This window comes from Faecalibacterium intestinale (genome assembly GCF_040096575.1).
In the GTDB taxonomy this organism is placed as follows: Bacteria; Bacillota; Clostridia; order Oscillospirales; family Ruminococcaceae; genus Faecalibacterium; species Faecalibacterium intestinale.
The window spans coordinates 23,866-33,391 of the sequence record NZ_JBBMEN010000024.1 but is presented as its reverse complement, the minus strand read 5'-3'; the positions used below and the strand labels follow the sequence as shown (position 1 = coordinate 33,391).

At 49.7% G+C, this 9,526-nt stretch carries 10 protein-coding genes and 1 pseudogene; 1 reads left to right on the top strand and 10 read right to left on the bottom strand.

What is annotated here, in order from left to right; translation table 11 throughout:
- The 5 genes and pseudogenes from WMO20_RS12430 to WMO20_RS12410 all read right to left on the bottom strand — a co-directional run.
- The coding region (locus tag WMO20_RS12430) for a PrgI family protein (protein WP_349187048.1) at window positions 1-359 on the bottom strand (359 nt) is incomplete at its 3' end.
- A 15-nt stretch (window positions 360-374) separates the two neighbouring features.
- Complete coding sequence (locus tag WMO20_RS12425; RefSeq protein ID WP_112116535.1) at window positions 375-1,241, bottom strand: VirB6/TrbL-like conjugal transfer protein, CD1112 family; 867 nt, start codon at window positions 1,239-1,241, stop codon at window positions 375-377.
- 228 nt (window positions 1,242-1,469) lie between these two features.
- Window positions 1,470-1,685: a Maff2 family mobile element protein gene (locus tag WMO20_RS12420; protein WP_015565185.1), complete on the bottom strand. Its 216-nt coding sequence runs from the start codon at window positions 1,683-1,685 to the stop codon at window positions 1,470-1,472.
- 137 nt (window positions 1,686-1,822) lie between these two features.
- Window positions 1,823-3,301, bottom strand: a pseudogene (locus WMO20_RS12415) (VirD4-like conjugal transfer protein, CD1115 family); the annotation flags it as partial.
- Between the two features lie 156 nt (window positions 3,302-3,457).
- Complete coding sequence (locus WMO20_RS12410; RefSeq protein ID WP_349187047.1) at window positions 3,458-5,335, bottom strand: AAA family ATPase; 1,878 nt, start codon at window positions 5,333-5,335, stop codon at window positions 3,458-3,460.
- An 89-nt stretch (window positions 5,336-5,424) separates the two neighbouring features.
- On the opposite strand from WMO20_RS12410, the gene WMO20_RS12405 reads away from it, so the two are divergent.
- On the top strand, window positions 5,425-5,844 hold the full coding sequence (locus tag WMO20_RS12405; protein ID WP_029679608.1) for a nuclear transport factor 2 family protein: 420 nt from the start codon (window positions 5,425-5,427) through the stop codon (window positions 5,842-5,844).
- A 77-nt stretch (window positions 5,845-5,921) separates the two neighbouring features.
- Here the strand turns inward: WMO20_RS12405 and mobQ are convergent, their stop codons facing one another.
- The 5 genes from mobQ to WMO20_RS12380 all read right to left on the bottom strand — a co-directional run bounded on the left by mobQ (window position 5,922) and on the right by WMO20_RS12380 (window position 9,489).
- On the bottom strand, window positions 5,922-7,439 hold the full coding sequence (mobQ, locus tag WMO20_RS12400; RefSeq protein ID WP_173701326.1) for a MobQ family relaxase: 1,518 nt from the start codon (window positions 7,437-7,439) through the stop codon (window positions 5,922-5,924).
- Window positions 7,440-7,681: 242 nt separating this feature from the next.
- Window positions 7,682-7,978: a DUF3847 domain-containing protein gene (locus WMO20_RS12395; RefSeq protein WP_040782633.1), complete on the bottom strand. Its 297-nt coding sequence runs from the start codon at window positions 7,976-7,978 to the stop codon at window positions 7,682-7,684.
- 110 nt (window positions 7,979-8,088) lie between these two features.
- Window positions 8,089-8,712: a VanZ family protein gene (locus WMO20_RS12390; RefSeq protein ID WP_006861283.1), complete on the bottom strand. Its 624-nt coding sequence runs from the start codon at window positions 8,710-8,712 to the stop codon at window positions 8,089-8,091.
- A 130-nt stretch (window positions 8,713-8,842) separates the two neighbouring features.
- Complete coding sequence (locus WMO20_RS12385; RefSeq protein WP_006861282.1) at window positions 8,843-9,139, bottom strand: hypothetical protein; 297 nt, start codon at window positions 9,137-9,139, stop codon at window positions 8,843-8,845.
- A 134-nt stretch (window positions 9,140-9,273) separates the two neighbouring features.
- Window positions 9,274-9,489 carry a transposon-encoded TnpW family protein gene (locus tag WMO20_RS12380; RefSeq protein WP_006861281.1) on the bottom strand — a complete coding sequence of 72 codons (216 nt, stop codon included), beginning with the start codon at window positions 9,487-9,489 and terminating at the stop codon, window positions 9,274-9,276.
- Window positions 9,490-9,526 lie beyond the last annotated feature (37 nt).

Here is a 9,526-nt window from a genome sequence, read left to right as displayed (position 1 = left end):
TCTTTTTCAGAAACGGAATCATGGGCGTCATCTCCCTTCACAAGCAGTGCATAGTAATTGCGGGTCTGGTACGGACGCACCTTCGGACGAACAAAGCGCGCCTGAAAGTAGTACCGCAGGATCTTTTCAGCCGGCTGACCGTTTTTCTGGTACATGGCCAGAAAGAACATGGGCAGCATGACCGCCATCATGCCGAGGGTAGCACCGGAATTGCCAGCGGTGTCTCGCAGAACAAAGAACAGCGGCACGCCTACGACTGCCGCTGCACCAAAACAGATAAGCTGCCGGGCGGTCAGGTTGAAGGCTACTTTGGACTTCACCTTGCTGAAATCGCGCGGCACGGAAATATAAGCTGCCAAAATTTCACCTCCGAATCAATGGGCACCCAGCAGAGTTTTGGCGACAGAGCTGGTCTTGAACAGCGAGAAGCAGAGCAGCACCGTGTACCCCACGATGCTCCAGATCGAGTTGATGGCATCCCCGGATATTGCAACATTCTGGAGCAGAACAGCGTAGATCGCCACGCAGATCAGAATCAGGAAACCCTGAAATCCCAGCGCGAACAGAGAACGAAGATAGTTCTGTCCCACATGGGATTGCTCGTGGTTGCCCCATGTTGCCATGGGCACCGGGGCAAGGCTGACCATCATGTAGATCTCAATCATTCTTCCGTAGACGATGACGAAAATCACGATGGACAGGATGCGCATAGTGATGCCGATGAAGAAGGACTGCAAGAACAGCCCGAACAGTGGGCCTACGTCCATCTGCATCATGCTGGATTGCAGCATGGAAAGCCCGATGTCGTTGACCCTTGTGTTGCCGGAAATAATGCCGCTGGAATTTGCCACCACCTGCTGCGTCACGTCGAACACCGCCATGATGATATCGAAAGTGTTGGAGATCATCCAGACCGAAATGGAAGTTTTGAAGATCCATTTCATCAGCAGCGCAGGCTCAAATTGTGCCATGTTGTTGTGCTGTGTGATCATCTCGATCAACTCATAACAGGCGATGAAGGTCAGAATCACGCCTGCAATGGGAAGCACTACGTTCCGGGACAACGCCTCGATCATAGCGAAAACGCGCGGTTCAAAATTGGATGGTTTGGTGCCGACCTGCTGTGCGATGTTGCCCACTTGGGTGTTGACGTCATCAAACAAGCCGGAGAGATTGGACATGATCGCCGCTGTCAGCAGTGACTTGATCCAATCGGAGATTGCTTTGAGAACAGTTTCCACTCAGCGCCACCACCCATCAAGAAAAATGGTTGATAAGGGTCTTGAGCAGGTTGAGCAGAAAAATAAGGTGAGTCAGAATCTGCATAATAGCGCCATCCTTTCAAAATAAAGGTGAATATTCGATTTGCAATGCGTTTCCTCTTTATAATAAGAATCCGTTTGCCACGGAGGGGCTGGAAATGCTTGCAAGTAAATATGTACGGGGCGGCAAACGCCGCCCGGAAAAGATCAGCCGAACAGACCACTCAGCAGGGGAATCAGAGTGATGCCAATCAGGGCAACACCGCCGCCAGCCATGAGCTGCTTCATTCCCTGACTCTTTGCGGAGGGGTTATCGCCGCCGTAACCCTCCATCAGGTTGACGGCACCCCACACGCCCAGACCGGCACCCAATGCCACAACCAGAGTCTTCAGAACGTCCACTGCGCTGTTAAAGAATTCCATAGAAAAATCTCCTTTGTTTTGAAAAAGTGACCCTGCACACACCTGAAATCCGTTTGCAAAAAGCCGAAAACCACGGCGAAGGCTGATTTTCCGGTGTACCTGTTGGGTCAATGGGTAAAAAATAACCGCTCGTCTTATCAGGCGGGCGGGAGTGAATCAGCATCCACCATGATGAAGGTATCATCCGGGTGGATTTTTTCTTTTCGATTCAAGAACTTCTCGATATCGAGGGCGTTCTTGGGGTCATAATCGGAGGTGTACTTATAGTTCGGGTGCTGGGTCAGGTCGTACTTGTCGCTCAAAAACGGGCGCACACCCCGCAGTTGCAGGATGCACTTGCCGCCATCCAGCACCGCCAGTTCATCCCGGCTCATAAGTTCGTGGCCGAGTTTTTGATAGTTGGTTCCATAGCTTGGGCTATTGCCACGGGTATCAGAATTGTTGTAGCTGTCGATGGTTTCCTTGCCGAGTGCTTCGGCAAGATCTTTCAGGGTGGTAGGCTCACTGCCGCCGAGGAAAATCTGGCTGTCCATGTTGCCCACGATGGTATCCGCGTTATCTTTGTAGATGGCTTTCAGCTGGCTGCGTGTCTGCAAGACCAGACACGCCGAGATCTCACGGCTGCGGATGGTGGCTACCAACTTTTCTAGCTGCGGAATTTGACCGATGTTAGCACACTCATCGATCAGGCACCGCACATGGACTGGCAGTTTGCCGCCGTATTGGTCATCTGCCTTATCACAGAGCAGATTGAAAAGCTGTGTGTAGATCATGGAGATCAGAAAGTTAAAGGTGCTGTCCGTATCGCTCATGATAAGGAATAGCGTCGTTTTCCGGTCACCCAGCTTGTCCAGTTCCAGCTCATCGTACATGGTGGCATCCCGGACTTCCTGAATGTCGAAGGGCGCAAGCCGGGCACCGCAGGAAATAAGGATAGACTTAGCCGTTTTGCCGGCAGCTAGCTTGTAAAGTTTGTACTGCCGTACGGCAAAGGATTTTGGCTTCTTCTTGCCCAGATCCTCAAACAACAGGTCTACCGGATTCTGATAAGTTTCATCATCTTCCGAAACCTGCATAGTGTTGAGCATTTCCAGCAATGTTGCGAAGTTTTGCTCCTCGACAGGGGCTTCGTAGTGGAGGTACGCGATCAGTGAAACCAGCAAAAGCCGTTCCGCTTTGTCCCAGAATGGGTCGCCGCCCTGACCTTCACCTTTGGTGTTGGTCATCAGTGCGGTGACGAGCTTCAGAATGTCCTTTTCACTGTGGATGTACGCCATGGGGTTATAGCGCATACTCTTGGAAAAGTTGATGGTGTTGAAAATCTTTAGCTTGTAGCCCTTTTGTAGCAGGGCATTGCCACACTCGACCACGATACTGCCTTTGGGATCGGTGACCACATAGGAACTGTGACATTGTAAAAGGTTGGGCTTGAGCCAAAACCGGGTCTTACCGCTGCCGGAGCCGCCCACCACCAGCACGTTTTTATTCCGGGCGTTCTTGGGGTCCGGTGGGCGATTGCTCATCATCAGGCGTTCTGTTTTGGTCAGAATGATATTATCCTCAAACTTCGGAGCCATAAACGGCTCGATATCTTTGGGTCCGCCCCATGAAGCGTTTTGTCAAGTGCCTTTTTGAGTTATTGACGCAACATAGGCTCTTTTTTCCACGATAAAGCCCCACGCGGTCATACATGAGGCTGTGGGATTATGGTTGAAGTGGCGAAGTGGCAAAGTGGCAAGGTATCTGGATTTTGCCACTTGGATTTTGCCAGTTCACTTTTTTAGGGCGTGATACCATGCTGCGCCGATACGCTTTGAAGTAATGCGCCCGTCAAGATTTTTCTTTGCCGCCCGGACAGTACGGACAGAAATCCCTGCGTCGCCTGCGGCTTTCTCTATGTCCTCGCTGGCAAGCTCTTTCCCGTCTGCCAGTAGGTCAAGTATCAGCTTTTCAGCCTGTTCGGTTTTGGTGGCGTTATTGCCGCCCGCACCGGACAGCAACTCGTCGGCGGTTATATCATATTCGCCTATCCACTCAAAGCCTGTTTCCGGGTCAAGGCAAAAGGCAACGGGCTTTCCCTCCGGCGCAAGGGAAGATTTGTCGTGAATGATAACACGCACATTCGGCTCACGCTTCACGCGCCCGATTAAAAGGACGCTCCTTGCTGCGGCTCTAAAGTCGATAGAACCTAAGCCCCTGTATGCGCTCTGTCCTCCGGCAGCTTTGTTGAGGTGTCCGATAAGGATAACGGCGCACCCGGTACGCTCCGCAACTTCGGCAAGGCGACGAAAAATGGGGCGCACCTCGTTTGCCTTGTTCATGTCAGCTTTGTCGCCCATATACGCCTGTATGGGGTCAAGGATAATCAGACGCGCCCCGTTCTGTATGATTGCTTTCTCTATGCGCTCGTCGGACAGGGTAAGCTCCCGTTTTGCTTCATCAATCACAAGCACCCGGTCAAGGTCTGCGGCAGCTTCTATCAAGCGGGGCTTGACGGTATCGCCCAAACCGTCCTCGGCGGTCTGATAAATCACTTGAAACGGCTGCATGGGCTTCATGCCCGGAAGCGTCCCGCCAGTAGTACAGGCAGCGGCAAGGCGCAGCGCAAAGGTGGTCTTTCCCTCGCCGGGGTTGCCCTGTACTATGGTTACTTTCCCAAAGGGGATATACGGTTTCCATAGCCATTCAACGGTCTGTGTGTCAACCTCGCTCATTCGGATAATCTCAACGGTTTCTTCCTGTGGCGGCTCTTTCAAGCCATAGACAGCTTCCCGCAGATATTTCCCGTCTGTGATTTCATTCCGGCGCGTCTGCACCTCGTTCCAGTCTTTGAAAAGAGGAATAAGGCGGTGGACGGTCAAGCCCTCCGGCATAAGCTCCACAAGGCGGCTGCAAGCGTCGTTTCCGGCTTGGTCGCTGTCAAGGCAGAGATATACGGTCTTGATGTTCGGGCGGTCAGAGAGAAAGCGCATAAGGGCTTTATCTCCCACGCCACCCAGCGCAAGATAGCTTTGCTTTTGCCAGTCCTTTTTGAACAGACAGAGAAAAGATAACAGGTCAATAGGGGCTTCAAAGACAAACAATCTTTCGCCATCGCCCCGATAGCAGAAGTTAAAGGCTTTGTCGCTGCCTTTCACATCAAGCCGGAAGTTCCCGGCTGTGCCACGCTGGTGGGCGTAGCGTGGTACTCCGTCCTCGTCCCGCCCTACGAATACGGCGTTATGGTGGGCGGCTTCCTCGTAAATATCCCCGGTGGAAAAGAAAAAGCCCGACACATCTTCATCAATGCGGCGAACGGCTGTGAGGTAGTTCCTCACTATGCGGTTGTCGGGATTGCGGGGCGGCAATCGGAAGTCAGAAAAGGACGCGGGGCTTGGTCTGTCCGGCGGCGGTGCTGCGCCTTTTTCTCCCGTCAGCAGTTCTACGGCTTCGGTAAAGCTCTTTCCGAAAAACTCCATGACAAAATCAATGGGTGCGCCGCCTTTGCTTTGGCTGTGCCTGTACCATTTGTTTCCCCGGATAGTCAAGCTGTCATGCCGTTTCCAACGGTATTCCTGTCCGGCGCGGGTAAGCTGCTCGCCCTGTCCTTGCAGAAAAGAAACAAGGTCGGCTTGGTTGGCGCGGTCTATTTGTTCTTGGGTGTAATACATAGTTGATACCTCTCTTTCTGTGGTTGAATTGTTCATAGTTTTGATGTAGAATGAAACCGAAAAATCGGAAGTTAGTGAGGTGCTGGATTGTGAATGAAAGAGAAAAAATTATTCACTTATGGTTTGAAATGTGGCTTACAAAACAGGATTTAGGTATTGATGATATTTTTGCAGAAGATGTAATTTATACTGAAAGTTGGTGTCCAAAATATAATAACCGTCAAATCGTAAAACACTGGTTTCAGGAATGGAATACTCGTGGCAAAGTCGTTGCTTGGGAAATCAAACAATTTTTCCACAAAGGAAATCAGACGATTGTGGAGTGGTATTTCAAAAATGAAATGAACAATGGGAGCATAGAGGAATTTGATGGAATTTCGCTGGTTGAATGGACAAAGGATAATAAAATAAAATCATTGAAAGAGTTTGGTTGCAATTTGAATAATTATAATCCTTATGAGCATAGTGACCAGCCCGAATTTAGGGACGAAAGAGCAAGTTGGTTTTAATATTAGGTATCAATAGCGTCCATTTTATCAGAAAACATTTAGGACGGACAGGCAAAATAGCTTGCCCGTCCTTTTCTTTATCTCTCCTGTTCCTGCCGCTTGGTGCGGTTCTGTGTCTGCTCCGGCTGCTCGGCTTTCAGCGCAATATCCACGCATTTGCGTATCTTCTGAAGCTCGGCAACTTCGGCGCGGGCAGCTTTCAGTTTGGTGTAGTCGGTATCTCTCTGCGCTTTGAGGTCAGCGTATTCCTGTTTCCATTCGGAGATAGGCAGCGTCTTTGTATCCGTCAGATTTGCATGGAGATAGCGGCTTGCTGCGTTCCATAGAGTCAGCTCGGCGCGGTGGGCTTCCTCATACTTATCCCGTTTGTTCGTCCAGCCATTTTTCAGCTTTTTCAGTTCGGCATGAATGGGCTTGTACTGCAAATAATTCTCGCCGTTCTCTATCAGCTTTTGCAGCTCTTTCATGCGCTGCTCGGCGGTTTTCATTCCCTCCCGGATAGAAAAGGCTTCATCACTGACAGAGGAAAGAGAAGCGTCCAACTCGTCAAGAGTGGAGATACCATGCTCCGCAAGATAATTCGCTGCCTGTGATATGGTTTTCAGTTCGTCGGCTGCGTGTTGGTGCTGCCAGCTCTGCGAATACTTCCGGCTCTTTTCCCTCTGAACGCTCAAATACCTCATCAGAAGATTTGCAAGGTTCGGGGACTTTGGCGGCTGTGGTTTTCTTGGGGCAGTTTCCCACGCCGCAAGCAGTCCGGCAATCCATTCTTTGAGGTTGCCGATCTGCACCCGGATTTCCTTTATCAGTCTGTTTGATTTGCGGATAGCCCGGTTCAGTTCGCCTTTCTCGGTGGCTATGCCTTTCTTCTCCATTTGACAGGCGGCTACGCCCATGTGGACAGTGGGTATCTCGTCAATTCCTCTCTCGGCGTTGCTGCGGTGGTCGATACGCTCTGTGCTTCCGGCGTGTTCAAGATAGCTGTTTGAAATATCAGCCCACGCCTTGCGCCACAAGAGGGCGTTACCTTTGTCGTTCCAACCTGTGAGGTCAACCTTGTGGGTCTTGTATCTGCCGCTTGGCAAGCGTATGCGCTCGCCGTTCTCGTCAAGGTCATATTCCTTTTTGGACTTCGCCGCCCATGCGCCGCGCTCGTCAAGTGGTCGCATAGTTAGCATGATATGACAATGGGGGTTGCCACTGTCGGTGTCATGGATAGCAAAATCCACACACATTCCTTTGGAAACAAATTGAGAGGAACAGTATTCCCGGACAAGCCGTATCTGTTCCTCTCGTGATAATTCTATGGGGAGTGCTGCGTCAATCTCACGCGCAAGCTGGGCGTTTCCGGCTTTCTCATAAAGCTCCACGCTGTTCCATAAGGTAGAACGGTCAGAGAAAGAGGGTGGGGCATGGGGCGGCAGCATGATTTCGTTATGGACAACGCCGCCTTTGCGGGTGTAGTCGTGGGTCATTCCGTCCCACTCGTTTGTCAGCTTTTCGCCGCTTCGGTAGGCGGCTGCGGCAACGGCTGATTTGCCTTTGCCCCGGCTGACTATGCTAATGTTACAATGGTAAATGGCTATGGGTATCACCTCCAGTATAGCGGATATAAAACTTGTGGAAAATGAATAGCTTGCGTAGCAAGGTGTTCGATTTCCGCAAGTACACAAAAGGGTAGACAGCGCAAGCTGTCGCAGGGGAAGTGTAGCGTCCCCTGTCTGCGGCAAAGCCGCCAATCGTAGCGCGGGGTAAAATCCCTGTGCGAAGATAAAGCCCTCGGCAGAGCGCACACGCCCGTTAGGGTGTATAAGTGCGCCCTTAGTGTCTAAGGGATTTATTCAGCGTCCCCGTTCTCGGCTCGTTTTTTCAGATATTCCTGTACCGGCTCACTCGTCAGTGCAAACCTAAGAAGTGCTGCGGCTTCCTCGTCGGTCATGTTCTTTGCTTCCGGCACAATGCTTTCAAAGACTGCGCCCCGGACGATAAGGCGGTGGCTGCGTGTTCTGCGTTCCTCTTTGGACAGCTTCTGACGCAACATCTTTTCCCGGTTCTCAAACTGGCGGATTTTCTTCTTTCCGTCCTCAATCTCGGCTTGCAGCTCCTCGCGGGTTTTCTCTTTTGGTTTTGTCATGGTTGGTCGCTCCTTTCTGCTCATAGGCATAGAAAAAGGACAGTCGATTTTCTCGGCTGCCCTTGTGAGTGGGTTATTTTATTTATGTTGTGTGCTGTTGAAAAAACACTTTATCCGATGTTCAATACATCATGGATTACCCAGGGTTGAACTGTAACCATAACCATATATATATAAATTACAAACAAAAGCACTTCGACCGTACCATTAACATTCTCGGATTGAAGTTTTTTTCTAAAATTATTCGGCAAAGCTTTTGATAACAGATAATAAATCCAATATCCCAAACAGGCTCCAGCCGTATTTATAATAAGGTCATTTATATCCGATGAACCCCAGCCAAACATCTGAACAATTTCAACAGATAAAGAGAATAGAAAGCCAGTTAATGCAACTGTCTTTATGTGATGATACTTTTTATACAGAAATGGCAGGAAAACTCCTAAAGGTACAAATAAAATTAAATTAAGTATAGTATCTATTGGTCCGGTTATCATACCGAGAAACGGAATCAGGGAAATCTTTGGACTAAATGATATTGTGCTTGTATAGCCAATACCTGCTACGGTTAAAATTCCAAATAGATAATAGCAAAACACAAATACAGCAGCAATATGAAGAAGGCTTTGCTCTCTTCCCGATTTTCTAAGATATAAAAAATACAATATGAGAATTGGAACTATAAACACATACCCGCTAATTGAACGGATAATAATGTCAGAAATTGGTAACATTTTTTTCACTCCTTTACTTGCTATCAAAAATTGTTTTCAAGTATATTATACATAATCGTGAGCCAAAATTAAAGTCGCATATTATTAAGTTTTTCTTCAATTTACCTGAATACCTGTGCTTGTATCTACATCATTTTAGCCTGTCGGCGGCGTTGTTCTCTCTGGCGTACCGCCGCGCTGCTTCCCGGCGTTCCTCGCTGTATGGGGCGGTCAGACGGAAAGAGAAACGCCCCTTTGCAATATCAAACTCCATGCAACCTGTTTCGGGGTCTGTGTCAGTCTTGCAGCACTCGTCGGGGTACTGCTCGGCATAAGCGGCAAGCCGCTTTTTGAGGTTGGTGTTGTGGGTGCGGATATGGATAAGGGGGTCTTTCTCGTCAAACCATATATCAGTGGTCTTTTCCTGTTTGGTAAGCCCTGTTCTCATGCAAGCTCCTTTCTGCGCCCCTGTTACGCAATAGGGGCATTTTTCGGGTGTTTTCCTCGACTCTTGACTTGGGTAAAACGGCGTTTTTGACGATAAAAACCGCCCAAACGGGGAATGTATCGTCGGGGCGGCTGTTATCGCAAGATTTCTGTTTTTTCCGGCTCTTGACCGTCAGACGCAGAAAAACGCAGACTGTCGGCAAGTATCGTTTTCAGCAACTTGTCGGAGAATGTTTCTGTGCCGTTGGGATTGAAAAACAGCTCCGCAACAATGGTCTGCCCGTTCCTCTGTGTCGTGATAACTCCGTCCGGCTTAGTCAGTGGGGTAGGTGTTCCTTTCTTTTCTGTCAATCGGTTTCTCCTTTCTCCGGGCGCAAAAGAGGGACTT